Raw genomic sequence first — 23,775 nt, 5'->3', positions numbered from 1 at the left:
CCCGGAAACCGGGGTGCGGGCCCTCTTACCGCTTACCGCTTACCGCTTACAGGAACGAGTTGATCTCGATCGTCTCGGTGCGGCCCGGGCCGACGCCGATCGCGGAGATCGGGGCGCCCGACATCTCCTCCAGCGCCTTCACGTACGCCTGCGCGTTCTTCGGCAGGTCCGCGAAGGTCTTGGCCTTGGTGATGTCCTCGGACCAGCCCGGCAGCATCTCGTAGACCGGCTTCGCGTGGTGGAAGTCGGTCTGCGAGTACGGCAGCTCCTCGACGCGCTTGCCGTCGATCTCGTACGCGACGCAGACCGGGATCTGCTCCCAGCCCGTCAGCACGTCGAGCTTGGTGAGGAAGAAGTCGGTCAGGCCGTTGACGCGGGTCGCGTAGCGGGCGATGACCGCGTCGAACCAGCCGCAGCGACGGTCACGGCCGGTGGTGACACCGCGCTCGCCGCCGATGCGGCGCAGCGCCTCGCCGTCCTCGTCGAAGAGCTCCGTCGGGAACGGGCCGGCGCCGACACGGGTCGTGTACGCCTTGAGGATGCCGATGACCCGGCTGATCTTCGTCGGGCCCACGCCGGCGCCGGTGCAGGCGCCACCCGCGGTCGGGTTCGAGGAGGTGACGAAGGGGTACGTGCCGTGGTCGACGTCCAGGAGCGTGCCCTGGCCGCCCTCGAAGAGCACGACCTTGTCGTCGTCCAGCGCCTGGTTCAGGATCAGGGTGGTGTCGGCGACGAACGGCTTGATCTGCTCCGCGTACTGGAGCATCTCCTCGACGATCTGCGCGGCGTCGATGGCGCGGCGGTTGTACAGCTTGGCGAGGAGCTGGTTCTTGCCCTCGAGCGCCGCCTCGACCTTCTGGGTGAGGATCGACTCGTCGTACAGGTCCTGGACCCGGATACCGACGCGGTTGATCTTGTCGGCGTAGGTCGGGCCGATGCCGCGACCCGTCGTGCCGATCTTGCGCTTCCCGAGGAACCGTTCCGTCACCTTGTCGAGGGTGACGTTGTACGGGGTGATCAGATGCGCGTTGCCGCTGATCAGGAGCTTGGACGTGTCGACGCCTCGCTCGTTCAGTCCGCTCAGCTCGGAGAGCAGGACCGCGGGGTCGACGACGACACCGTTTCCGATCACCGGGGTGCACCCCGGGGAGAGGATTCCGGAAGGGAGAAGATGCAGCGCGTACTTCTGGTCGCCGACGACGACGGTGTGGCCGGCGTTGTTGCCGCCCTGGTAACGCACTACATAGTCAACGGATCCACCGAGGAGGTCGGTGGCCTTTCCCTTGCCCTCGTCACCCCACTGAGCACCGAGCAGCACAAGTGCGGGCACAGGCGTACACCCCTTCCGGGCGGGGCATGTCCAAGGTCAGGGGGCCGACGCCGCCTCACCGGTGTGCCCCGGAATAGACGAAGCCCCTGGCGCAATAGCGCAAGGGGCTCTTGCACAAAGATGCTACCCGAGGAAGGACCGAGGTGTCGGCTCACGACCAGCTGCTGGTGGTCATCGACCCGGTCGCCCGCCGAAGTGACGGCGAGTCCGTACGGATCGCGAAAGATGTGTTGTGTGCGGGAGCAGAAGCGAAGATCTGCCTCCCGGACAGCCCGGAGGAATTCTCCCGGGCCCTTGCGCGGCGGGGCTCCCGTCGCCCCGTGCTGGTCGGGGACGACCGTGCGCTGCTACGGACGGTGACGCTGCTGCACCGCGAGCGTGAGCTCGCGGACGGGGCGCTCTCCCTCATCCCGATCGGCGCGCCGGGCTCCCTGGAAGTGGCGCACGCGCTCGGCGTGCCGCAGAGCGCGGTGACGGCGGCGCGGGCGGTGCTCGACGGGGCCGTACGCCGCCTGGACCTGCTGGTGGACGACAGCGACGGGGTGGTGCTCGGCGACCTGAGCATCCCGGCGGTGCGCGGCGGGACGGTCGGCCAGCCGACGGTCTGGGACACCTGCCGTTCCCTGGTCCGCACCCTGGTCCGCCCGGCCCCGCCCCCGCTCGCGACCCGCACCCACCGCCTCCGGGTGGAGGCGGACGGCGTCCTGCTCAGCGACGTGAGCGCCCCGGTGGAGGGGGTGCGCGTCCGCTCCGTGGCCGGAGTGGCGGAAGTCACCGTCCACCCCGCCTCCGCCCCCGCCTTCCACACGGACGCCCGCACCCTGACGGTCTCGGGCCCGGACTTCCGCTACCGCGCGGACACGGTGGTCTCGGGTCCGGTCCGCCGCAGGACGTGGACGGTGCGGGAAGGGGCGTGGGGGCTGACGCTTCCGAAGGACTAGGAGGCGGCCTGCCGGGCCTGCTCGGCCTCCCGGGTCTTACTGGGTCTGCTCGGTCTGCTCGGTCTGCTGGACCCGCTGGGCCGCCTTGTGCTCGCGCCAGCGGTCCAGGAGGCCCAGCATCTCCTTCTGGAGGAACTCGAAGAACTCCGCCGTCTCCGCGGTCCGGCGGCCCGCCGCCGTGGTCGGGCCGAGGGTTTCCGAGCCGTCGCGGAGCACCTTCTCCCAGCGGGTCAGGATCTGGTCGCGGCGGGTGAGCGTCTCGTACCAGACCTCGTTGTGGAGGACGTAGCGGTCGCGGCGTGAGCCGGGGTCGCGTTCGCGGCTGACCATGCCGACCTGGTTGAGGTAGCGGACGGCTCCGGAGACGGCGGCCGGGCTGATCTGCAGTCGGTCGGCGAGTTCGGCGGAGGTCATGGACGCCGATTCGGAGGCGAGCAGCGCCGCGAAGACGCGCGCCGCCATCCGCTGCATGCCGGCCTCGGCCAGTTCGGCGGCGAAGCGCTCCACGAAACGGGACACGGCTTCATCGTCGCCCGCGCTGGTCGTCGTCATCTCGCTCATCCCCCAACTTTATACGCTTCCTTAACTTCACAACTTTGTGAAAGTAGCGTACGTTCTGAAGCATGACGAAGGCAATCACCATCGCCGGACTGCACAAGTCCTTCGGGCGGACGCACGCGCTGGACGGCCTCGACCTCACCGTCGAGACCGGTGAGGTCCACGGCTTCCTCGGCCCCAACGGCGCCGGGAAGTCCACCACCATCCGGGTCCTCCTCGGGCTGCTGCGGGCCGACTCCGGCGCCGCCCAGCTCCTCGGCCGCGACCCGTGGAACGACGCCGTCGAGCTGCACCGCCGAATCGCGTACGTGCCAGGTGATGTGACGCTCTGGCGCAACCTCTCCGGCGGTGAGGTCATCGACCTCTACGGCCGGCTCCGCGGCGGCCTCGACAAGGCCCGGCGGGCCGACCTGATCGAGCGGTTCGAGCTCGACCCGACGAAGAAGGGGCGGACGTACTCCAAGGGCAACCGCCAGAAGGTCGCCCTGGTCGCCGCCTTCGCCTCCGACGTCGACCTGCTCATCCTCGACGAACCCACCAGCGGCCTCGACCCGCTGATGGAGGAGATCTTCCAGAGCTGCGTCGCCGAGGCGCGTGAGCGCGGTCGCACGATCCTGCTGTCCTCGCACATCCTCAGCGAGGTCGAGACCCTCTGCGACCGGGTCAGCATCATCCGCAAGGGGCAGACGGTGGAGAGCGGTTCGCTCGCGGACCTGCGCCACCTCACCCGTACCAGCGTCACCGCCGAACTCGCCGGCCCGCCCAACGGGCTCGCGCACCTGCCCGGCGTCCACGACCTCGCCGTCCAGGGCCACAAGGTCAGGCTCCAGGTCGACACCGACAAGCTCGACGCGGTGCTGCGCTCGCTGACCGAGACGGGCGTGCGGTCCCTGACCAGCACCCCGCCCACCCTGGAGGAGCTCTTCCTGCGCCATTACGCGGAGGAGGTGACCGCGCGATGAGTACGCTCGCCGTGCATCTGACCGGGACCGGGTCCCTGGCGCGGCTCGCGCTGCGCCGCGACCGGCTGATGCTGCCCCTCTGGGCCGTGGTCACCGGCGGCATGGTCGCCAGCGGTGTCGGCTCCCTGGAGGGCCTGTACGGGACCCAGGCGCAGCGCGCCGAGCTGGCCGCGTCGATGACCGCCAACAGCTCGATGCGCTCGCTGTACGGGCCGGTGTTCAGCGACTCCCTCGGCGGGCTCGTGGCCTGGCGGTTCGGCACCTTCGCCGCCGTGCTCGCCGCCGTGATGAGCCTGATCATCGTCGTACGGCACACCAGGGAAGAGGAGGAGACCGGGCGTCAGGAGATGCTCTCCTCCGCCGTCGTGGGTCGTCGGGCGCCACTGACCGCCGCCCTGCTCACGGCGCTCGTCGCCAACGCGGCCGTCGCGCTCCTCATCACGGCCGGCCTCGCCGGTCAGGGGCCCGGCGGGGCGCTCGCCCTCGGGCTCGCGGTCGGCGGGACGGGCATGCTCTTCGCCACGATGGCGGCGATCGTCGCGCAGCTGACGGAGAGCGCACGGCTGGCGAAGGGTCTGACGGCGGCGGTGCTGGGGCTCGCGTTCGTGCTGCGGGCGGCGGGGGACGCGGGGACGGCTGGGGGTACCTCCCAGGACGGCGTCCTAGGGGGAGGCAGCTCCGTCCTGACCTGGCTCTCGCCGATCGGCTGGGCCGAGAACGTCCGCGCGTTCGGGGGTGAGCGCTGGTGGGTGCTGCTGCTGATCGCCGGGGCCGTGCTCGTCCAGGCGGCGGTGGCGTACGAACTGGCCGGCCGACGCGACGTGGGCATGAGCTTCCTGCCGACCCGGCCGGGCCCGGCGGCGGGGCGACTCGGGACGGCGGGCGCGCTCGCCTGGCGGCTGCAGCGGGGCAGCGTGCTCGGCTGGTCGATCGGCTTCCTGCTCGGCGGGATCGTCTTCGGCGGGATGGTCGAGGGCGCGGCGGACATCGTCGGCGACAACGAGCAGGCCCGGGAGATCTTCGAGCGCATGGGCGGTCGGACCGGTCTGAGCAACGCCTTCCTCGCGACGATGGTGAGCCTCTTCGGGATGATCGGGGCGCTCTACGCGGTCGGGTCGGTGCTGCGCCTGAACGGCGAGGAGACCTCGCAGCGGGCCGAACCGATCCTGGCGAACGCGGTGGGGCGGGTGCGCTGGGCGGCCGGGCACCTGCTGATCGCCTTCGGCGGCGCGGCGCTGATCATGCTGCTGAGCGGTCTCGGTCTGTACGTCTCGTACGGCAAGGACCTCGGCCCGATCCTGGGGGCCTCACTGGCCCAGCTCCCCGCGATCTGGACCCTGGCGGGGCTCGCGGTGCTGCTGTGGGGCGCGTTCCCCAAGGCGGCGGTGGCGGGGTGGGGCGTGGCGGGTCTGTGCCTGGCGCTCGGCTGGATCGGCCCGGCGCTGGACCTCCCGCAGTCGGTCCTGAACCTGTCGCCCTTCGGCCACCTGCCGAAGCTGCCGGGGAGCGAGATGGCGTGGGGCCCGGTCCTGGTCCTCGCGGCCCTCGCGGCGGCCTTCGTGACGACCGGCCTCTGGCGCCTGCGCCGCCGGGACCTCACGACGTCCTGACGCCGGCTCGACGGGAAGGGCCCCCGGGAACGGGGGCCCTTCCCGTCGCGCGCGTCAGACCTCCACCATCAGCTCGTGGACGCCCCTGATCACGTAACCCGGCTTCCAGCGCGGCTCCGCCGCGAGGCGCAACCTCGGAGTCCTCCGGAGCAACTCGTCGAAGAGCGCCGTCAGTTCGAGGCGGGCCAAGGGGGCGCCCAGGCAGTAGTGGATGCCTGCGCCGAAGGTGATGTGGGGGTTCTCCGTGCGGGTGAGGTCCAGGTCGTCCGGGCGGGCGAAGCGGACCGGGTCGCGGTTGGCCGAGCCGAAGAGCAGGGCGACCTCCGAGCCGCGCGGGATCGTGACGTCACCGACCTCGATGTCGTCGAGGACCCAGCGCTCGAACATCTGCAGCGGGGTGTCGTACCGCAGGATTTCTTCCACAGCTGTGGACAACATTCCGTCCGGGTCGGCCCGCAGCGCCGCCAGCTGCTCCGGGTGCCGCAGCAGCGTCCACCAGCCGTTCACGGTCGTGTTCACCGTCGCCTCGTGCCCCGCGTTCAGGAGCAGCACGCACGTGGAGATCATCTCCTGCTCCGTGAGCTCCTCCACCCCCACCAGGCCCGAGATCAGATCCTCCCCCGGTTCCTTCCGCCGTCGCTCGATCAGCTCCCGCAGATACGCCGAGAAGTCCAGCGACGCCCGCACCGCCCGCCGCGCCGTCTCCTCCGAGGGGTTCAACTCGAACATCCCGCAGATGTCGGCCGACCACGGCCGCAGCATCCCCCGCTCCTCGTCCGACTCCGGAATCCCCAGCATCTCCGCGATCACCGCCACCGGCAGCGGCTCGGCGACGTCGGCGAGGAGGTCGCCGCCGCCGCGCTCGACCAGTCCGTCGACGAGCTCCGCCGCCAGCCGCCGCACCGTCGGCGCCAGGTTCTCCACCGTCCTCGGCGTGAACGCCTTGGACACCAGCCGCCGGATCCGGGTGTGGTCACCCGCCTCCAGATCGAGCAGGCCGTGGTCGTTCAGGGTGTGGAAGGGCTCGTGCGCCTCGGGAGGAGCCGTACGGCCGAACTCCTCGTGCGTGAACCGGTGCGTGTACGTCCGGCCGAGCCGCCGGTCCCGCAGCAGCGCCGACACGTCCTCGTAGTGCGGGATCAACCACTGCCGGGTCGGCGCGTACCAGTGGGCGCGGCCGGCGGCGCGCAGCTCGGCGTAGGCCGGGTACGGGTCCGCGACGAACGCGGGGGACCAGGGTGCGAAGGGAACGTCCATGACCGGACGCTACCCGGCGACCCGCACCGCGCTACCCGCCGACCTGCACCAGCCTCGCCTCGTACGCGAAGACCGCCGCCTGCGTCCGGTCCCGCAGCCCCAGTTTCACCAGGATCCGGCTCACATGCGTCTTGATCGTCGACTCGGCCACCACCAGATGGTCGGCGATCTCCGCGTTCGACAGGCCCTGCGCGATCAGCACGAGCACCTCGGTCTCCCGCTCGGTCAGGTCCCCGATCTGCGCCAGCGCCGGCGGCCTCGGCGACTCGGCCGCCTTGGCGAACTCGGTGATCAGCCGCTTCGTCACGGTCGGCGCGAGCAGCGCCTCGCCGGCCGCCACCACCCGTACGCCCTCGGCCAGCTGCCGCGCCGACGCGTCCTTCAGCAGGAAGCCCGAGGCGCCGGCGCGCAGCGCCTGGTACACGTACTCGTCGAGGTCGAAGGTCGTCAGGACCAGCACCTTCGCGTCCGCATCCGCCGCGACGATCTCCCGCGTCGCCTCGATGCCGTTCAGCTCCGGCATCCGGATGTCCATCAGGACGACGTCCGGGCGCAGGGCCGCCACCTGGGCGATCGCCTCGCGGCCGTTGACGGCCTCTCCGACGACCTCGATGTCCGGCATCGCGCCGAGCAGCACCGAGAAGCCTTCGCGGACCATCATCTGGTCGTCGACGATCAGTACCCGGATCACTGGTCCGTCTCCTCACGCGTCACGGGGATGAACGCCGTGACCTCGTAGCCGCCGTCCTCGGTCGACTCGGCCGTCATCTCGCCGTTCAGCATCGTCACCCGCTCGCGCATCCCCGTGATGCCGTGGCCGGCGCCCTGCGAGGGTTTCACGAGGCCTCGCGCCGGGCCGTTGACGATCCGCAGGCCGAGTCCGCCGAGGACGTAGCTGACCTCGACCTTCGCCCCGGCGCCCGGCGCGTGCCGCAGCACGTTGCTCAGCGCCTCCTGGATGATCCGGTACGCCGAGAGCTCCACGCCCTGCGGCAGCTCCCGCACCGCTCCCGTCACCGTCTTCTCGACGTCGAGCCCGGCCTCGCGGACGTTCGCGACCAGCCCCTCCAGATCGGCGAGGGTCGGCTGCGGGGCGTCGGGGGCCTCGTAGTCCTCCGCCCGTACGACCCCGAGGACACGGCGCAGCTCGGTCAGGGCCGCCACCGCGTTCTCGCGGATGGTGACGAAGGCCTGCTCCAGCTCCGGCGGCGGGTTCTCGACCCGGTAGGGGGCCGCCTCCGCCTGGATGGCGACCACGGACATGTGGTGGGCGACGACGTCGTGCAGCTCACGGGCGATGGTCGTGCGCTCCTCGAGCAACGTCCGCTTGGAGCGTTCCACGGCGGTCACCGTCTGCTGGGCGGTGACGGTCTTCTCGGCCTCGCGGCGGACCTGCAGGACGGTCACGACGAGCAGCGCGAGCGCGGAGGGGAAGAGGACCGCGAAGGCGTCGGGGCCGGTGCCCCGGGCGAGAAGGCCGGTGGCGAGGAAGGCGTACGCGGCGGAGACCGCCCACATCCAGGCGGCGGTACGGGGCCGGGTGCGGGCGGCCACCACCGTCATGACCACCACGTGCGCCGTGCCCGAGGTCGGGCCCCACGGCCAGTCGTCCCCGTACGAGCCGAGGGCGGTGACGAAGGGCGTCATGGCCAGCGACGCCCAGAAGGCGAGGACCGGGCGGACCAGGGTCAGCAGCACGACGACCGCGGGCAGCCCCGCGAACGCGAGGACGAACAGGCCGTTGCCGGACGCGACGGTCGTCCCCACCGCGAAGAGGAAGAAGGCGAAGCCGACCACGATCGCGTGCGGGGTCCAGCGGGCCTTGTTGCGTATTCGCTCCGGCAGCCGCCGGGTCAGCACGCCGTCGACCGCCATCGGCGGCAGGGGGCGGTACTCGAAGGCGTTGTGGAAGAGGTCCTGGCGCAGCCCGCCGAGCGCGCCCTGGGCCAGGCGGAACTCGGGGCTGCGGCTCGTTTCACGGGTGTCGGTCACATCAGCCAAGGTACGGGGACGGGCGGACGCGGTCGTCACCATGAATATGGATCCTCCCGCATCCGTCCCAAGTACTACGCGGCCGTACGCGCCGGGGCCCGCTCAGAACGCGAGCTGGGCGATCTCCTCCGCGACCACCGCGCACGCGTCCGCCGCCGGGTCGATCAGGGGGAAGTGGCCGACGTCCTGGAGGAGGGTGAAGCCGACCGTCTCCCCCGCCTTCGCCGCCGCCTCCACATAGGCGTCGGCCACCGCCTGCGGGACGACGATGTCGTCCCTGCCCTGGACGACCGCGGTGGCGATCCCGGTCGGCAGCAGCAGCGCGGGGTCCGCGTGCCGTGCCCGTACGTCGAACTCGCCCTCGCCGCCCAGGAACTGGGTCACGGCGCCGCCGCACACCCCGAGCTCCACCGCCCGGTCGAAGTGCGCGATGGGGGCCAGCGCCACCACCCCGCGCAGCTCGGGCGGGGCGGGCAGCCGCCAGGGTGCGTCGGGGGGCAGTACGTGTCGGGCGGCGGCCCAGAGGGCGAGATGACCGCCCGCGGAGTGGCCGGTGAGCACGATCCGGCGCGGATCGGCCTGCGGCAGATGCTCGGCGGCCAGCCGCGGTACGGCGTCCAGCGCCGCGGCCACGTCGTCGAGGGTCTCGGGCCAGCGCCCCGCGACGGGCGCGGTCCCGCCCTGCCGGGGGATGGCGCTGCCACGTCGGTACTCGACGTTGGCGACGGCGAAACCCCGGCGGGCCAGAAAGTCCACGAAAGGAGTCAGGTGCTGCCGGTCGTACGGCGCCCGCCAGGCACCGCCGTGCAGTGCCACGACGAGCGGGGCCCGCTGCCGGCCGTCGCGCGGCGCGTAGAAGTCGACGACCTGGTCGGGGTGTTCGCCGTACGCGGCGGACACATCAGGGGCGACGGCCGGGTGCGAGAAGGCCGATGCTTCTTCGGCGGCGTCGCGCGCGGCGGGGTCCGGCATTCTGTTCCAACCTCTCGGGGACGCGGCCGAATTGGCCTGACCTGCGGGGACCGTACCAGGACTGACGCCCCCCACAGATCAAGCGATCATCGGACCTACGAGCCCGAAACGTCGGTCAGGACCTCCGCGAGGACCCGCGCGGCCCGCTCCGCGTCCGCGAAGCCGACGTACAGCGGCGTGAAGCCGAAGCGGAGCACGTCCGGGCGGCGCAGATCGCCCACCACCCCGCGCCGGATCAACTCCGCCATGACGGCAGGCGCGTCCGCGCAGCTCAGGGCGGTCTGGCTACCGCGCTCCCCGTGCGGCTCCGGCGTGAGCGACCCGACCCGGCCGGCCGGAACGTACTCCCGTACGCACTCCAGGAAGAAGTCCGTCAGGGCGAGCGACTTGGCCCGCACGTCCTCGATGTCGACGCCGTCCCAGACGTCCAGTGCCGCTTCGAGCGCCAGCATCGACAGGATGTCGGGGGTACCGACCCGGCCCCGGAGCGCGCCCGCCGCCGCCTCGTAACCGGGGGTCATCCCGAAGGGGTCGGCGTGCGAGTTCCAGCCGGGCAGCGGCGAGTCGAAGGCCGCCTGGTGGCGCTCGGCGACGTACAGGTACGCGGGCGAACCGGGGCCGCCGTTGAGGTACTTGTACGTACAGCCGACGGCCAGGTCGACCTCGTGCGCGTCCAGACCGACCGGCAGGGCGCCCGCGCTGTGGCACAGGTCCCAGACGGCGAGCGCACCCGCCGCGTGCAGCGCGGCGGTGATGCCGGGCAGGTCGTGCAGCCGGCCGGTGCGGTAGTCGACGTGGTTGACGAGGGCGAGGGCCGTGCGCGGCCCCGCGGCGGCCGCCATCTCGGCGGGCGCGACCGGCACGATCCGGCGCCCGGTCATGCGCGCCGCCGACTCCGCGATGTACCCGTCCGTGGGAAAGGTCGTCGCGTCGACGAGGATCTCGTCCCGGTCGTCCGTGCTCAGCCGGGTGGCCGCCACGACCGCCTTGAAGACGTTCACGCTGGTCGAGTCGCCGACCACGATCTGTCCGGGGGCGGCGCCGACGAGCGGGGCGATCCGGTCGCCGATCCGCTCGGGCGCGGTCCACCAGCCGCTCTCGTCCCAGGAGCGGATGCGCAGCCGCCCCCACTCGCGGGTGATGACGTCGGCCATCCGGGCGGGCACGTGCGCGGGCAGGGCACCCAGCGAGTTCCCGTCGAGGTAGACGGTCTCGTCGTCGAGGGCGAACTTCTCGCGCAGCTTGGCCAGCGGGTCCTCCGCGTCCCTGCGCAGCGCGTTCTCGCGCAAGGACTCAGACATGGCTGCGCGCCGTCCACAGCTCGGGGAACACGTTCTTCTGCGCCCGCTTCTCCAGCCAGGCCACGCCCGCGGAGCCGCCGGTGCCCGTCTTGGAGCCCATGGCCCGCCGGGTGGCGACGAGGTGGTCGTTGCGCCAGCGCCAGATCAGCTCGGCGACATCGCTCAACGCCTCGCCCAGCCGGACGAGTTCGGCGTTCTGATCGGTGTCGGCGTAGATCCCGGCCCAGATCTGCTCGATCTCGGGCGACGGCTCGTACTTCTTCGCCAGGTCGCGACCGAGCACGGCCTCCGGCACGGGCAGGCCGCGCCGGGCGAGGAGCCTGAGCACCTCGTCGTACAGGCTCGGCTCCTGGATCGCCTTCTCCAGCTCCGCGTGGACGCGGGGCGCGCCGCGGTGCGGCACCAGCATCGACGCGGACTTCTCGCCGAGCAGGAACTCCATCCGCCGGTACATCGCCGACTGGAAGCCGGAGCCCTCGCCGAGGGCGGCGCGGTAGGAGTTGAACTGTGCGGGGGTGAGCTGGGCGAGCGGCCGCCAGGACTGGTTCAGCGCCTCCAGCTCGCGCACGGAGCGCTTGAGCGCGTCCATCGCCACCGGGATGCGGTCCTCGCGCAGCGCGCGGCCCGCGGTCTCCCACTCGTGGACGATGACGGTGAACCACAGCTCCATGACCTGGGTGGTGACCAGGAAGACCATCTCGCCCGGATCGTCGGAGCGGAGGTGCTGGAGGTGGGTGAGTACGTCCGCCTGTACGTAGTCCTCGTACGGCGTCGTGCCCGCGAAGTCGAGGTTCGGGTCTGCGACCGAACCGGCTCCGGAGGCATCGGGGAAGGTGGACATCGCTGTCTCCTCGATACGCAACTACCGGGTAGCGGTCCGCTCCTTCCGTGTGGCAAGTGGAGCCCCGGTCCCCTCGGGTCCGCCCGCTTCGTCGCGCGCGGCCCCATGCGCATCATGGCACGATCGGACCCTCGATGTAGCTACCGTCTTCGTCATACGGAAATGCGTTCGAACGACAACCGTTGAGGCCCTTGATCTGCTGCATCATCACCGGTGCGAGCTTGCCCGGCCCCGGGCAGCTCATGTGCATCCGGATGCCGATCTCGTGTCCGACCTCGTGGTTGATGATCAGATGCCGGTACTCGGCGGGCGTGCCGGTGAACGTCGGGGAGCCCAGCATCCAGCGCTTGAGGTTCACCACGACACCCTGGGTGGTCTCGCAGTTCAGCTCGCCTCGGGTGTTGAGGCCCTGCGCGAGGCAGAGCTTGTCCGCGGTCTTCGGGGTGGCGATCCGGATGACGAAGTCGGCGTTCTCGGAGACCAGCTGGAACCGGCCACGTCCGTGCGCGGCCCAGCCGCGCGGGTGGGCCAGGATCTGCTGGATCTCGGCGGCCGCCTCGCGGGCGGAGAGGTCGATGCCGTCCTCGACCTGGACGCGGTAGCGGCGCAGGGTGCCGCCGGTGCCGAAGGCCTCGCCGGAGGACTGGGCCGTGGTGAAGGTACCGGCTCCGGAGGCCGGCACCGTCGTCTTCTTGGGCGTGGGCGTCGGCTTCGGCTTGGGGGTGGTCTGCTTCGGCTTCGGCTTCGGCGTGGGCGTCGTGGCCGGCGGAGGGGGCGGCAGGGTGGTCCGGTCGACCGTGGGGGCGGCGGTGTCGGCGGGATCGGCGTCCTGGCCGCTGTTGTAGTGGGCGAGGGCGGCGCCGCCGCCGAGAGAGAGCGCGACCAGCGCGAGCGTCGGCAGGACGAGACGTCTTATGGGACTTTTGGGGCGGCGCTGGGAGCGACCCCGGCCCCGCCGACGGCTCTGTGCGCGTCCTCGGCCTGCGGGTGCGGCGGCACGCTTGCCCAAGACAGACTTCTCCCCTGCGTCGGCCGGAGTGGGGGAAGAGGGTGGGGCCTCTGGCGCCGGCGGCTCGGTACAACGGTCCGGAGGATCGTAACCGCCGCTTCGAACGCCTTCGAACGAACTCGGGACTATGTCCGGTTTCCCCCTGCCCCTTCGGACAGGGGGAACCGAGCGTCAACCGCGGAGCAGGACGCCGTGCGCCCGGGGCGCCCCGGGCGTCAGCCGGGCGTCTCGGCCGCGTGTCAGCCGAGCGTCTCGGCCGCCGTCTCGGAGGAGTCGCGCAGGAACGTCGAGCAGCGCTCGTACTCGTCCTTCTCGCCGATCTCGCCGGCGGCCCTCGCCAGCGCGTGCAGCGCCCGCAGGAAGCCGCGGTTCGGCTCGTGTTCCCACGGGACCGGGCCGTGTCCCTTCCAGCCGCTGCGGCGCAGGGCGTCCAGGCCGCGGTGGTATCCGGTACGGGCGTACGCGTACGACTCGATGACGCGGCCGCCCTCGTACGCCTCGTCGGCGAGCTGGGCCCAGGCCAGCGAGGAGGTCGGGTACTTCGCGGCGACGTCCGCCGGCGCCGTGCCCTGCGCGAGCAGCTCGCGCGGCTCGGGATCGTCGGGCAGGTGGGTGGGGGGCGGTCCCCCCAGCAGGTTCTCGTGGATGGCCATGGGGCCAGTCTGCCTCAGCACTCCCTCACCGATCGCCCCGGTCCGCCCGGTCCGCCGCACCCGCGTCGCCGCCCCGGGCCGAGCGCTCACCCGGGTCCAGCGGCGGTGACGTCACTCCGCAGTGGACCTTGCACTCGGGGTGGCAGTCGGCCTCCCCGACCGGCACCCGGACCATCGCCCAGGCCAGGACCGCGCCCGCCACCATGAGCCCCGCGCACATCGGCATCGCCCGCCGGAACGTCTCCCCGAACTCCTCCGCCGAGCGGTACGCCTCGGGCCCCATCCCCGCCAGCGCCGGCAGCGCCGCGACCGCGAGGAGCCCCGCCGCCCGGGCCGCCGCGTTGTTGATCCCGCTCGCCAGACCGGCCCGGGCCACGTCCACCGAGGCCAGGACGGTCGCCGTCAGCGGGGCCACCAGGACCGTCAGACCGATGCCGAGCACCACCATCGCCGGCAGCACGTCCTGTACGTACGAGGCGTCCTCGCCCACCCGCAGCATCAGGACCATCCCGGCGGCGCACAGCAGCGGGCCCACGGTCAGCGGGATCCGCGGGCCGATCTTCTCGCCCAGCTCCCCCGCCTTCGCCGAGAGCAGCAGCATCAGCACGGTGGTCGGCAGCAGCGCCGTCCCCGCGGCGAGCGCCGAGTAGCCCGACACCACCTGGAGCTGGAGCGCGGCCAGGAAGAAGAAGCCGCCGAGCGCCGCGTACACGCACAACGTCACCAGGTTGACCGCGGTGAACAGCCGGGACGCGAAGACCGACGGCGGCACCATCGCGGTCTCGCCCCGTCGCCGCTCCACGAGGACGAACGCCGCCGCGACCACGAGACCGAGCGCCCCCGGCCACCATGCCTCGGCGATCAGCGCGTACGTGACGAGGCCGAGCCCCGCCGCCCCGAGAACGGCGCCGAGGACGTCGAAACGGCCGTGCGCCGACTCGTCCCGCGACTCGGGCACGTGCCGCAGCGCCACGGGCACGCACAGCGCGGCGAGCGGCACGTTCAGGAGGAACACCCACCGCCAGCCGGGCCCGTCGACCAGCCACCCGCCGACGAACGGCCCGATCGCCGCGCCGACCCCACCGAACCCGGACCACAGCCCGACGGCCTTCGCCCGGTCGTCCGGGTGGAAGCTCGCCTGGATCAGCGCGAGGGAGCCGGGGGTCAGCAGCGCGCCGCCGATGCCCTGGAGGGCGCGGGCGGCGATCAGCACGCCGGCGTTCGGCGCGAGCCCGCACAGCAGCGACGCGACGGCGAACCACACCACACCGACCACGAACACCCGCCGCCGCCCGTAGCGGTCGCCCAGCGCCCCGCCGAGCAGGATCAGACCGGCGAGCGTGAGCATGTAGGCGTTGACCGTCCACTGGAGCACGGCCATGTCGGCGTCGAGGTCCTCGCCGATGTGGGGCAGGGCGACATTGACGACGGTGGAGTCCAGCAGCGCCATCCCGGACCCGAGGACGGTGGTGAAGACGATCCACCGCCCTGTGCCGGAGCTCAGCCGGATGTCCATGCCTGCATGGTCCCGCGAACCACGGAGCCCCGCCCGCCGGAACGGCGGACGGGGCTCGACAAGTCGCTTCCGGAGCGCCTCAGCGGGTGAAGTTGAAGTACTTCCAGGGGCCGTAGTTCGTGGTGTTCACGTTGTCTCCGGACGAGCCGTCGAGGTACGAGGAGCGGACGCGGAACCGGTAGCCGGCCGCCCCGTCGCCGTCCACCGTCACGTACGCCATGCCGTTGGCGTTCAGCTGGAAGTAGTCCGAGGCAACGTGACGCCAGGCACCGCCGTACCAGATCTGGAGGTCCAGCCGGGTCTTGCGGCCCGGGTAGGAGTTGTGCCACGCGGAGATCATCGGGTCGGTCGTCTGGTGGTAGGTCTGGTACCAGGTGGAGCCGATCTTCGTCGACGTGTAGTGGCGCGACAGTGTGGTCACCAGCCCCGCCCGCGTGTACACGGCCGAGCGGGCCTCGGCCGGGGCGGAGCGGGTATCACCGGCGAACGTCACGGACACCCAGGTGTCGCGGGTCATCTTGAGCTGCGCCGCCAGCTTGCCCTCCGGGTTGACCGTGCCGCGCCGGAGCAGCCGCTTGGGCTCCGGGCCGATCGGGTCGGCCCAGATCTCCACCACGCGGTTCTTGTACGTCGGGCCGAGCGTGGCCGTGTACCAGACAGGGGTGTTGAAGTTGACGTTGAGCCCGTTGCGGTCCAGCGTCAGCGCGGTCTTGTTCCGCACGACCTCGACCTGGGCCTTCGCGGCGGCGCCGTTGTGCGTGGCGTCGCCGGCGTACTCGACCTTGTAGGTCACGCCACCGCCCGCGGTCGGCGTGTCCGTGAACGAGAAGGCCCCGTTCGCTCCGAGCGCCTTGGTCCCGAGCGCCTTGCCCTGCGGGGCCTCGACGTCGTACCGCGTGACGGTGAGCGGCGTGCCGGCCGGGAGGGGCAGGGACGCCGTGACCGTACCGGAGACGGTGAGCGGCTTGAGCACGGGCGCGGTCGCGGGGACCTTGACCGTGACGGCCGGCGCGGACATGGTCGGCGTGTCCAGGACGTGCAGGCGGGCGTTCGCCCCATAGGCGGTGGTGACCGCGAAGAGGCGGCTGCCGCCCGGCTCCCAGGCGAGACCGCCGTCGGCGAGGTTGTCCCCGCCGCTGGAAGTGCCCGTGCCGGGGAAGTCGTACTGCCGCACGGAGGTGGTCTCGCCGGGCCGGTAGACGAAGACGTCCTTGCCGTACGACGAGTCGGAGCCCGCGGCGACCGTGCCGTCGGGTGCGACGGCAACGGCCGCGCCGTGGTGGTCGCTGGCGTAGGCGCCGACCTCGGTGAGGTCCGCGGCCTGCCACACGAAGTGCTGGTTTCCGGCGCCGGCCGTGATGAGACGGCTGCCGTCCGGGGTGTACGCGAGATCGTTGATCATGCTGCGATTGCTCACGCTGTCGGCGGTCCGCGCGGTGCGGCTCGCCGTGCCCGCGGCCACGTCGTACGTGCCCACCTTGAACCGGTGGTAGTAGGACGACGCGGCGGCGATGCTGTTCGGGTCCGTCGGCGAGGCGACGAGCCTCGGGGCGCCCGAGTAGTTCGTCTCAGCGTCCTGCGCCAGGGTCACCACGGGCTCGGCGCCGGAGACGTCGAGCGAGCCGATGTCTCCGTGGTCGCCGTTGCCGTAGCCGAACCAGATCTTGCCGCCCGCGAGCGCGAGGTGCTGCGGGTCGGTGCCCTCGCCGATCGCGTACCGGGCGGTCTCGGTGACCGTCTGCGTCTCCAGGGAGACGACGGCGTCGGCGCCCGGAACCGCGGCGTACAGGCTCCCCGCGTCCCCGGAGAGCGCCAGACCGGTGACGCCCGGCAGGCCGGTGACCGTGGCCAGGACCGTACCGGCGTAGTCGGTCGCGACGACCGTCCCGAGGTACGGGTCGCTGATGAAGATCTTCTGGTGGACGCCGTCCACCACCATGTCGCCCACGGACGACACCGGAAGAACCTTGCTGCTGTCGGCGGCCGCCTGGCCTGCCGTACCCGCGACCAGTGCCGCGGAGCTGAAGAGGACCGCGAGCGACGTCGCGGCCGAGAGAGTGCGCTTGCGCACGATGATGTGACCCCCCAATGGTCTCCGGCCGCGTTGCTCCAGCGGCCGGTGAGCGCAGATTAGATCATCGCGCCGACACCGCGCTCCCCGGTATCCGCTCCACGGTTCCTCACCGTGTCCGCAGCCTCGTCGCCGCCCTCACCAGCGCCTCCACCCCGCGCTCCGCCTTCTTCCGCGGGCAGCCGACGTTCAGCCGGACGAAGCCCGGCGACCCGTACACCCCGCCCGGCATGATCGCGACCTTCTCGACCTCCACCAGCTCCCGCTGGAGCGCGCTCTCGTCGATGCCGAGCGGCCGCAGGTCGATCCACGCCAGATAGCCCGCCTGCGGGGGCGTCCAGGTCACGCCCGGCAGTCCCTCCGCGAGCCGCGCCTCCAGCAGCCGCATGGTGCCCGCCACATAGGCCCGCAGCTCGTCCAGCCAGGGACCGCCCTGCCGGTACGCGGCGATGTGGGCGGTCAGCGAGAGCACGGCCGGCGAGGCGAGCCCCTCACCGGTCTCCATGCGGCGGACGAACGCCCCCCGCTCGTCGGGGTCGCCGATGATCCCGTACGAGCCGCTCAGGGCCGGAAAATTGAAGGCCTTGGTGCCCGAGGTGATCAGCGCCCACCGCCGGCCGCGCCCCGCCTCGACGAACCGGCTGAAGGGCAGATGGCGCCGGCCGTCCGCCACCAGGTCCGCGTGGATCTCGTCGCTGACGATCGCGACACCGTGCCGCTCGGCCAGGCGCGCGAACTCCGTCAGCTCGTCCTCCCGCCAGACCCGGCCGGTCGGGTTGTGCGGCGAGCAGAGCAGCAGCATCCGGCTGTCCGGCCGCGCCAGCTCCGCCTCCAGCGCCTCGGTGTCCCCCACCGGTACGCCGCGCAGCTCGCGCCCGAGTCCGGTGACGGCCTTGCGGAAGCCGTCGTACGTCGGGGTGTGCACGACGACGCCGTCACCGGGCTGCGTCCACATCTGGAGCAGCTGCGAGAGCTGGTTCAGCACGGACGGGGAGTACACCAGCGTGGAGACGTCGAGCGGGGTGTCGTAGCGGGTCGCGTACCAGTGGCGTACCGCCTCCCGGAACTCGCCGAGCCGCCAGTCGGTGTAGCCGAACACCCCGTGCTCGACCCGCTCGCGCAGCGCGCTGAGCACCTCCGGTGGGGAGGCGAAGTCCATGTCGGAGATCGTGAAGGGGAGCAGCTCGCCGACGCCGAAGCGGTCCGCGATCCCGTCCCACTGGACCGACCACGTGCCCCGGCGGTCGATCTCCCGGTCGAAGTCGTACGTCGTCACTCAGGCCTCCTGGAAAGACGAAGAGGCCCGGCACCACCGCAGTGGTGCCGGGCCCCTCAGTGGCATGGGCGCTTACTTCAGCTTCGTGCCGGTCGAGCGCAGCGCGGCACACGCCTCGGTCACGCGGCGGGCCATGCCGGCCTCGGCCAGCTTGCCCCAGGTGCGCGGGTCGTAGGTGGACTTCTTGCCGACCTCGCCGTCGACCTTCAGGACACCGTCGTAGTTCTTGAACATGTGGTCCGCCACCGGACGCGTGAAGGCGTACTGGGTGTCGGTGTCGAGGTTCATCTTCACGACGCCGTTCTCCAGCGCGGTGGCGATCTCCTCGGCCGTGGAGCCGGAGCCGCCGTGGAAGACGAAGTCGAACGGGGAGACCTTGCCGTACTTCTCGGCGACGCCCGCCTGCAGGTCCTTGAGCAGCTCGGGGCGGAGCACGACGTTGCCCGGCTTGTAGACGCCGTGCACGTTGCCGAAGGAGGCGGCCAGCAGGTAGCGGCCCTTCTCGCCCAGGCCCAGGGCCTCGGCGGTGCGGATCGCGTCCTCGACGGTGGTGTACAGCTCGTCGTTGATCTCGTGGGTGACGCCGTCCTCCTCGCCACCGGTCGGGGTGATCTCGACCTCGAGGATGATCTTGGCGGCGACGGCCTTGGCGAGCAGCTCCTGGCCGATGGCCAGGTTGTCCGCGAGGGTCTCGGCCGAGCCGTCCCACATGTGGGACTGGAACAGCGGGTTCTGACCGGCCTTGACGCGCTCGGCGGAGATGTCGAGCAGCGGGCGGACGTAGCCGTCCAGCTTGTCCTTCGGGCAGTGGTCGGTGTGCAGGGCGACCGTGATGTCGTACTTGGCGGCGACGATGTGCGCGAACTCGGCCAGGGCGACCGCGCCCGTGACCATGTCCTTGTTGTACTGGCCGCCCAGGAACTCGGCGCCACCGGTCGAAATCTGGATGATGCCGTCGCTCTCGGCCTCCGCGAAGCCGCGCAGCGCAGCGTGCAGGGTCTGGGACGAGGTCACGTTGATGGCCGGGTAGGCGAACTTGCCTGCCTTCGCCCGGTCGAGCATCTCGTTGTAGACCTCGGGGGTTGCGATGGGCATTCGTCCGCTCCTTGTGATGTGCGGGTGGGTGCGTTACTTGACCCTGACCTGGGGCGACGTCATCGTCGGGGCCCATCTTTCCAGACTCTTCCGTGGACACCATGACGAAGGGGCGGAGTGTTTCACGTGAAACACTCCGCCCCCTGCCAAAGCCCCAGGTCAGAGGCGCCGCCGAACGGCCCCAAGGACCTAAGTCACGACTTCGCCTCGGTCAGGCGAGACCCAGCTCGTCCAGCGCGTACGCGTACAGGTACGGCACGCCCGCCGTGGTGCTGATCTTCTCGCCCGCGCCCGTCGCGCGGTCCACGATCGTGGCGACCGCGACGACCTCGGCGCCGGCCGCCCGCGCCGCCTCGACGGCGGTCAGCGGAGAGCCACCGGTGGTGGAGGTGTCCTCGACGATCAGGACACGGCGGCCCTTGATGTCCGGGCCCTCGACCTGGCGCTGCATCCCGTGCGCCTTGGCGGCCTTGCGGACCACGAAGGCGTCCAGGCGCTTCCCCTGCGTGGCGGAGGCGTGCAGCATCGCCGTCGCGACCGGGTCGGCGCCGAGCGTCAGGCCGCCCACGGCGTCGAACTCGAGGTCGGCGGTCAGATCGAGCATGACCTGACCGACCAGCGGGGAGGCGGCGCCGTCCAGCGTGATCCGGCGCAGATCGACGTAGTAGTCGGCCTCAAGACCCGAGGAGAGGGTCACCTTGCCGTGCACCACGGCCTTGTCCTTGATCTGCTGGAGCAGGTCAGCGCGTACGTCAGTCATGCTCATGAGCTTAAAGCCGCCGCCAGGCCCATGTGGCCGCGATCTCCAGCGGCTCGATCGGGGTCACGTACCGCGGGTGGGTGTTGAGCCCGTTCGGCGGACCGGACTGCGGCTCCACGCACACCGCCGCCTCCTGCTCGTCGTAGATCACCACCCACTCCGCGCGGCTGGTCACCTTCAGCTCCAGCCGCTCCGGCCAGGTGAGGGTGACGTCCACGCCGTCGGGCATGCCGAAGCAGTCGTCCCAGGGGCCCGGGGTGGGGCCGATCCGGCGCCCGGTGGGGAGATGGTCGGCGCCGCGCTCCTCCTGCCAGTCGGCCGTGAAGTCGATACGGACGTCCTTGCCGTCCTCCCCGAGCTTCCGGTTGAACCACGGGTGCCAGCCGGCCTGGGCGGGGAAGGAGTCGCCGGTCGTCTCCACGCCGAGGGTGAGCGTCAGCCCGTCCTCGGTCAGCTCGAAGAGCTGCGTGACCCGACCGGCGTACGGCCAGGGGTCCCCGAGCTCGTAGGTGAAGGCCGCCTCGCGCTCACCGGCGCGAGCGGTCCTCCACGCCGTGTCGCGGCCGGTGCCGTGGACGGCGTGCGGGGGCGAGTTGAGCGGGAGCTGGTGGCTCGTCGCGCCGTCCTGGAAGCGCCCGTGCGCCGTGCGCCCGCACCACGGCACCATCGGGAAGCACCCGTACCGCTCGCCTTGGCGCAGCAGTTCCGTTCCGCCGATCCGCAGGCTCTCGATCCGGCAGCCGTTGTCGGGGTTGATGGTCAACTCGGCGTCGCCCGCCGTCAGTCGTGTCAGCTCGCTCACGGCTCCGACAGTAGACGGGGATCAGCGCCGGCGGCGCAGCGCCCGGCCGACGACGACCGCGGAGGCGAGCGCGAGCGCGGCGGCGGGGGCGATCCAGCGCAGGGTGGCGCCCGCGGTGGCCGACTCGGGCGCCGGGACGGGCGCGTACCGCCCGCGCGGCGGGGCGTGGTCGACCTCCTCGGCGCTCCGCCCGATCATGGTCCGCCGGGCGTGGGCGGCCTCGGCGGCGGGCGGCTCGGCCGGGTACTCGACCGGCGCGTCCTCGAAGTCCCCGCTCACGAAGGGGTCGAGGGACGGCGGCGGGACCGGCGTCTCGAAGACCGTCGGGCGGTGGGGTTCCTCGACGCCGTCGTCGACCCCGTCGCTGTCGCTGTCGGCCTCGTCGTCCGCATCCGCGTCGGCGTCGGCGTCCGTGCCCGCGTCCTCGTCCTCGTCGACGGCCTTCTCCAGCTCCGCGACGGCGGCCAGGCCCGCGACGAACTTCTCGATCAGCCGCACGGCCGCCGACTCCCGGGTCTCCTCGGAGAGGTCCGCGAGGCGGCCGGCCTGCTTCACGGTGCCGGTGAAGGTGAGCGTCGTCCCGTCCGCCACCGGGGTGAGCGTGATCGCCAGGGACAGCTCCGCGGAGCCCTTGCCGCGCACCTCGCTGCCCTTGCCCTCGACGGCGACGACGCCGTCCCGTTCGACCAGGCGCAGCGCGCCCCGGTAGGTGATCGTGTTGCCGCCGGCGCGGATCTTCAACCGGCCCGACAGCGGGCCCGCCTCCGCGTCGGCGTCCTGCTGGAGACCGGGAACGCAGCGCGCCACCCGCGCGGGGTCCGTCAGCGTCTCGCGCAGAACGTCGGCCGGTACCGGAACGAACACCTCATGCTCCATGGAAGCCGAGCCTACTCAGACCGGGCGTCGGCGTCGCCTGTTTGTCCAGGGTGCGCTTCCCGGCGGCACTCAGCCGCCGTAGCGCGGGTGCACGAGAGTCGACGGCGGCGGTCCGGCCCCCTCGGCGTCGCGGGTCAGCTCCGCGGCACGTGCCCCCGACGCCAGACCGTCCGCGGTGAGGGACCGCAGCCGGGGCGCGTCGGGAGCGAGGCCCAGGTCGGGCGGGTAGCTGCCCGCGACCGCCAGGAGGTACCCCCAGTCCCCCGTCCCGGCGTCCGCACCCGCACCCGCACCCGTCCCGGCGTCCGCACCCGCACCCCTCCCTGCGCCCGCGCCCGCTTGCGCGCCCCCGTCCGCGCCCCCGTCCGCGTCCGCGTCGCCGGAACGGTCCGCCCGCTCGGCCCGGTCGGGCCCCGCGGCGAGGCTCGCCCCCCGACCCCGCGCGCTGTAGGGCCGGGTCGCGAAACCGGCCGCGCGCAGGGTGGAGTCCACCGTCCAGAAGGTGCGGGGGCGGGCCGAGACCGAGCCCGCGTGGACGACGAGACGTCCGCCGTCGGCGAGGATCCGGGACGCGAGCCCGTAGAACTCCTCCGAGTACAGCTTGGTGCTGGCGGAGATCCCCGGATCGGGCAGGTCCGAGATCACCACGTCGTACCGCCCGCCTTCCGCCGCCCCGCGCAGCCAGCGGAACGCGTCCGCGAAGGCCACCCGTACGCGCGGATCCCGATAGGCGTGGTCGTTGAGCGTGGCCAGATCGGGGTTGGTCCGGGCGAGTCGGACGACTCCGGGGTCGAGTTCGACCACGGTGACCGAGCGGACGCCGGGGTAGCGCAGCACCTCGCGCGCCGCGAGGCCGTCACCGCCGCCGATGATCAGCACCCGTGCGTGGGGCCCGTTCATCGCCGGGTGCACCAGCGATTCGTGGTAGCGGTACTCGTCCTGTCCGCCGACCCGCAGCCGCCCGTCGACGAACAGGTCCGGCGGTCCGCCGCGCTCCCCCGTCACCACGACCTCCTGCAGGTCGGTCTGGACGGCGACCCGCACGCTGTCGCCGTACACCGCGCGCCGCGCCGCCCGCTCGAAGTCGTCGACGAGGACGGTGGCGGTGGCGAGGACGGCGAGCACCGTCACGTTCGTGGCGATCAGCAGCGCGCGGGAGCGGGTGGTCAGGTCGCGCCGGAACAGCCAGAGCACCAGGCCGCCGCCCGCCACCGCGTTCACCGCGCCGGTGACGAGCGCGCCGGTGAGCTGCCCGAGCCAGGGCAGCAGCAGGAACGGGAAGGCGAGTCCGCCGACCAGCGCGCCGACGTAGTCGGCGGCGAACAGGTCGGCGACCGTCCCGGCGGGATCCGTCCCGGCAGGGTCCGTACCGGCAGAGTCCCTACCGGCGGGATACGTCCCGGCATCGGTCCCGGCGGGGTCCGGGGCGCCTTCCTTCTCCCGCGCGCCGGCGGCGCGCGCCGACTCCGCCCGCTGGATCAGCGACATCAGGAGCGGAATCTCCGCCCCGATGAGCACCCCGATGGCGAGCGAGAACCCCACCAGGACGTACCGCGCCTCGCCGAGCCACGCGAACGCGGCGTACATCACGAGGGCGGAACAGCCGCCGATCAGCGCGAGCCCGCCCTCGACCAGGCCGAAGCCGACGGCGGCACGGCAGCGCAACCGCTTGGCGAGCAGCGAACCGACGCCCATCGCGAAGACCATCACGGACAGCACGACGGAGGCCTGGGTGACCGAGTCGCCGATCAAGTACGAGGCGAGCGCGACCAGTTCGAGCTCGTAGACGAGTCCGCACGCGGCACAGACGAAGACCACTGCGAGGACCGGATACCGCACCGCGCTGGGCCGCTCGGGCAGCCGCGTCACCCTCTTGGGTGGCATGGTCACGGGCGAATCGATCATGTTCGTAACGCTACGTCACACAACTGTCGCCGCTTGTCACCCACACGA

Annotated in this window: 21 protein-coding genes; 3 read left to right on the top strand and 18 right to left on the bottom strand. The window is 72.0% G+C overall.

The features are described from left to right. Window positions 1–46 precede the first annotated feature (46 nt). Complete coding sequence (locus tag ACFV9D_RS19525; RefSeq protein WP_385147279.1) at window positions 47–1,330, bottom strand: adenylosuccinate synthase; 1,284 nt, start codon at window positions 1,328–1,330, stop codon at window positions 47–49. 143 nt (window positions 1,331–1,473) lie between these two features. Here ACFV9D_RS19525 and ACFV9D_RS19520 point away from each other — a divergent pair, with 143 nt between their 5' ends. Beyond that, window positions 1,474–2,271: a diacylglycerol kinase gene (locus ACFV9D_RS19520; RefSeq protein ID WP_385147276.1), complete on the top strand. Its 798-nt coding sequence runs from the start codon at window positions 1,474–1,476 to the stop codon at window positions 2,269–2,271. A gap of 36 nt (window positions 2,272–2,307) precedes the next feature. On the opposite strand, the gene ACFV9D_RS19515 is transcribed toward ACFV9D_RS19520, so the two are convergent. Further along, a complete protein-coding gene (locus tag ACFV9D_RS19515) occupies window positions 2,308–2,832 on the bottom strand; it encodes a GbsR/MarR family transcriptional regulator (RefSeq protein ID WP_385147273.1) in 525 nt (174 codons plus the stop codon). A 62-nt stretch (window positions 2,833–2,894) separates the two neighbouring features. On the opposite strand from ACFV9D_RS19515, the gene ACFV9D_RS19510 reads away from it, so the two are divergent. Continuing rightward, entirely contained in the window at window positions 2,895–3,791 is an 897-nt protein-coding gene (locus ACFV9D_RS19510; protein WP_385147270.1) for an ATP-binding cassette domain-containing protein, read from the top strand. Further along, window positions 3,788–5,401, top strand: a complete 1,614-nt coding sequence (locus ACFV9D_RS19505) for an ABC transporter permease (protein WP_385147267.1) — start codon at window positions 3,788–3,790, stop codon at window positions 5,399–5,401. The genes ACFV9D_RS19510 and ACFV9D_RS19505 overlap by 4 nt, the downstream gene beginning before the upstream one ends. Window positions 5,402–5,455: 54 nt before the next feature. Here ACFV9D_RS19505 and ACFV9D_RS19500 read toward each other — a convergent pair whose 3' ends face one another. The 16 genes from ACFV9D_RS19500 to ACFV9D_RS19425 form a co-directional block, all read right to left on the bottom strand. Further along, complete coding sequence (locus ACFV9D_RS19500) at window positions 5,456–6,658, bottom strand: cytochrome P450 (protein WP_385147265.1); 1,203 nt, start codon at window positions 6,656–6,658, stop codon at window positions 5,456–5,458. A 31-nt stretch (window positions 6,659–6,689) separates the two neighbouring features. Beyond that, the gene (locus ACFV9D_RS19495) at window positions 6,690–7,349 is read right to left on the bottom strand and encodes a response regulator transcription factor (protein ID WP_355113355.1); all 660 of its coding nucleotides are present in this window, start codon (window positions 7,347–7,349) and stop codon (window positions 6,690–6,692) included. After that, window positions 7,346–8,659: a sensor histidine kinase gene (locus tag ACFV9D_RS19490; RefSeq protein ID WP_385147308.1), complete on the bottom strand. Its 1,314-nt coding sequence runs from the start codon at window positions 8,657–8,659 to the stop codon at window positions 7,346–7,348. The genes ACFV9D_RS19495 and ACFV9D_RS19490 overlap by 4 nt, the downstream gene beginning before the upstream one ends. 93 nt (window positions 8,660–8,752) lie before the next feature. Then, on the bottom strand, window positions 8,753–9,622 hold the full coding sequence (locus tag ACFV9D_RS19485; protein ID WP_385147260.1) for an alpha/beta hydrolase: 870 nt from the start codon (window positions 9,620–9,622) through the stop codon (window positions 8,753–8,755). A gap of 95 nt (window positions 9,623–9,717) precedes the next feature. Beyond that, entirely contained in the window at window positions 9,718–10,923 is a 1,206-nt protein-coding gene (gene kynU, locus ACFV9D_RS19480) for a kynureninase (RefSeq protein ID WP_385147257.1), read from the bottom strand. Next, window positions 10,916–11,764, bottom strand: coding sequence for a tryptophan 2,3-dioxygenase family protein (locus tag ACFV9D_RS19475; protein WP_329118833.1), 849 nt, complete (start codon window positions 11,762–11,764; stop codon window positions 10,916–10,918). The genes kynU and ACFV9D_RS19475 overlap by 8 nt, the downstream gene beginning before the upstream one ends. 112 nt (window positions 11,765–11,876) lie before the next feature. After that, complete coding sequence (locus ACFV9D_RS19470; RefSeq protein ID WP_385147254.1) at window positions 11,877–12,773, bottom strand: DUF3152 domain-containing protein; 897 nt, start codon at window positions 12,771–12,773, stop codon at window positions 11,877–11,879. A 239-nt stretch (window positions 12,774–13,012) separates the two neighbouring features. Continuing rightward, a complete protein-coding gene (locus ACFV9D_RS19465; RefSeq protein WP_385147251.1) occupies window positions 13,013–13,426 on the bottom strand; it encodes a DUF3151 domain-containing protein in 414 nt (137 codons plus the stop codon). Between the two features lie 25 nt (window positions 13,427–13,451). Next, a complete protein-coding gene (locus ACFV9D_RS19460) occupies window positions 13,452–14,942 on the bottom strand; it encodes a DHA2 family efflux MFS transporter permease subunit (protein ID WP_385147248.1) in 1,491 nt (496 codons plus the stop codon). A gap of 79 nt (window positions 14,943–15,021) precedes the next feature. Next, window positions 15,022–17,013 (bottom strand): Ig-like domain repeat protein, encoded by a 1,992-nt coding sequence (locus tag ACFV9D_RS19455; protein ID WP_385147245.1) that lies wholly within the window; start codon window positions 17,011–17,013, stop codon window positions 15,022–15,024. A gap of 109 nt (window positions 17,014–17,122) precedes the next feature. After that, entirely contained in the window at window positions 17,123–18,289 is a 1,167-nt protein-coding gene (locus ACFV9D_RS19450; RefSeq protein ID WP_385147242.1) for a MalY/PatB family protein, read from the bottom strand. A 72-nt stretch (window positions 18,290–18,361) separates the two neighbouring features. Beyond that, entirely contained in the window at window positions 18,362–19,384 is a 1,023-nt protein-coding gene (gene fbaA, locus ACFV9D_RS19445) for a class II fructose-bisphosphate aldolase (RefSeq protein ID WP_385147239.1), read from the bottom strand. Between the two features lie 211 nt (window positions 19,385–19,595). Next, the gene (pyrE, locus tag ACFV9D_RS19440) at window positions 19,596–20,144 is read right to left on the bottom strand and encodes an orotate phosphoribosyltransferase (protein WP_385147236.1); all 549 of its coding nucleotides are present in this window, start codon (window positions 20,142–20,144) and stop codon (window positions 19,596–19,598) included. Between the two features lie 10 nt (window positions 20,145–20,154). Next, window positions 20,155–20,946 carry an aldose 1-epimerase gene (locus ACFV9D_RS19435; protein WP_385147233.1) on the bottom strand — a complete coding sequence of 264 codons (792 nt, stop codon included), beginning with the start codon at window positions 20,944–20,946 and terminating at the stop codon, window positions 20,155–20,157. Window positions 20,947–20,967: 21 nt separating this feature from the next. After that, complete coding sequence (locus ACFV9D_RS19430) at window positions 20,968–21,822, bottom strand: SRPBCC family protein (RefSeq protein WP_385147230.1); 855 nt, start codon at window positions 21,820–21,822, stop codon at window positions 20,968–20,970. A 69-nt stretch (window positions 21,823–21,891) separates the two neighbouring features. Further along, window positions 21,892–23,727 carry a spermidine synthase gene (locus ACFV9D_RS19425; RefSeq protein ID WP_385147228.1) on the bottom strand — a complete coding sequence of 612 codons (1,836 nt, stop codon included), beginning with the start codon at window positions 23,725–23,727 and terminating at the stop codon, window positions 21,892–21,894. Window positions 23,728–23,775 lie beyond the last annotated feature (48 nt).

This window comes from Streptomyces sp. NPDC059875 (genome assembly GCF_042731085.1).
Lineage (GTDB): Bacteria > Actinomycetota > Actinomycetes > Streptomycetales > Streptomycetaceae > Streptomyces.
The sequence above is the reverse complement of the archived record's forward strand: the minus strand, read 5'-3'. Positions and strand labels throughout refer to the sequence as shown.

Coding starts and splice junctions, on each gene's coding strand:
- ACFV9D_RS19515 (WP_385147273.1), bottom strand. CDS start 2,832: ATGAGCGAGATGACGACGACCAGCGCGGGCGACGATGAAGCCGTGTCC.
- ACFV9D_RS19510 (WP_385147270.1), top strand. CDS start 2,895: ATGACGAAGGCAATCACCATCGCCGGACTGCACAAGTCCTTCGGGCGG.
- ACFV9D_RS19505 (WP_385147267.1), top strand. CDS start 3,788: ATGAGTACGCTCGCCGTGCATCTGACCGGGACCGGGTCCCTGGCGCGG.
- ACFV9D_RS19500 (WP_385147265.1), bottom strand. CDS start 6,658: ATGGACGTTCCCTTCGCACCCTGGTCCCCCGCGTTCGTCGCGGACCCG.
- ACFV9D_RS19485 (WP_385147260.1), bottom strand. CDS start 9,622: ATGCCGGACCCCGCCGCGCGCGACGCCGCCGAAGAAGCATCGGCCTTC.
- kynU (WP_385147257.1), bottom strand. CDS start 10,923: ATGTCTGAGTCCTTGCGCGAGAACGCGCTGCGCAGGGACGCGGAGGAC.
- ACFV9D_RS19475 (WP_329118833.1), bottom strand. CDS start 11,764: ATGTCCACCTTCCCCGATGCCTCCGGAGCCGGTTCGGTCGCAGACCCG.
- ACFV9D_RS19465 (WP_385147251.1), bottom strand. CDS start 13,426: ATGGCCATCCACGAGAACCTGCTGGGGGGACCGCCCCCCACCCACCTG.
- ACFV9D_RS19460 (WP_385147248.1), bottom strand. CDS start 14,942: ATGGACATCCGGCTGAGCTCCGGCACAGGGCGGTGGATCGTCTTCACC.
- fbaA (WP_385147239.1), bottom strand. CDS start 19,384: ATGCCCATCGCAACCCCCGAGGTCTACAACGAGATGCTCGACCGGGCG.
- pyrE (WP_385147236.1), bottom strand. CDS start 20,144: ATGACTGACGTACGCGCTGACCTGCTCCAGCAGATCAAGGACAAGGCC.
- ACFV9D_RS19430 (WP_385147230.1), bottom strand. CDS start 21,822: ATGGAGCATGAGGTGTTCGTTCCGGTACCGGCCGACGTTCTGCGCGAG.
- ACFV9D_RS19425 (WP_385147228.1), bottom strand. CDS start 23,727: ATGATCGATTCGCCCGTGACCATGCCACCCAAGAGGGTGACGCGGCTG.